The organism is Staphylococcus sp. 231237_7MaSpsaltlick (assembly GCF_043107035.1).
Genome location: NZ_JBICNX010000351.1, coordinates 1 through 475 on the forward strand (window position 1 = coordinate 1; position 475 = coordinate 475).

At 26.5% G+C, this 475-nt stretch carries 1 protein-coding gene; it reads left to right on the forward strand.

The window, feature by feature from the left end:
- Nucleotides 1-475 (forward strand): glycosyltransferase family A protein (locus ACF91D_RS31845; protein ID WP_392438715.1); only part of this gene is annotated, 475 nt, incomplete at both ends.

Genomic DNA, 475 nt, shown 5'->3' on the forward strand with positions numbered 1-475 from the left:
GAAAAGTACTTAGAAAATTGTGTTGATAGTTTAAATCAACAAACCTTGTCTGATTTTGAAGTTATATTTTTACATAATAATTCAGCTGATCTTGTAAATTTGATTAATGACCGTGGACTCAAAGTAAATCATGTTAAGATGAATGATTCAGATTCTCTGTCAGATTATAGAAATTCGGGAATAAATAAAGCAAGAGGTGAATATGTAATCTTTTTAGATGCTGATGATTATTTACATCCAAATGCTTTGACTTATGCTCAAGAAATGATTAATGAAAACAAAGGATATTGCAATGTATTTAAATTTGGAATAACAAAAACAAATTTAGATAAAACATCTACTTTAAACAAATCAAAAAGAGCGTTTTTTGAAGGTGATTCTTTTACTCAACTTGAATCAGTATTAAATAATGCTGATATAGATGTGAAACAGGATACAATTAAGCAAATAATCAATGGTCTGTTTGAAAAAAAAT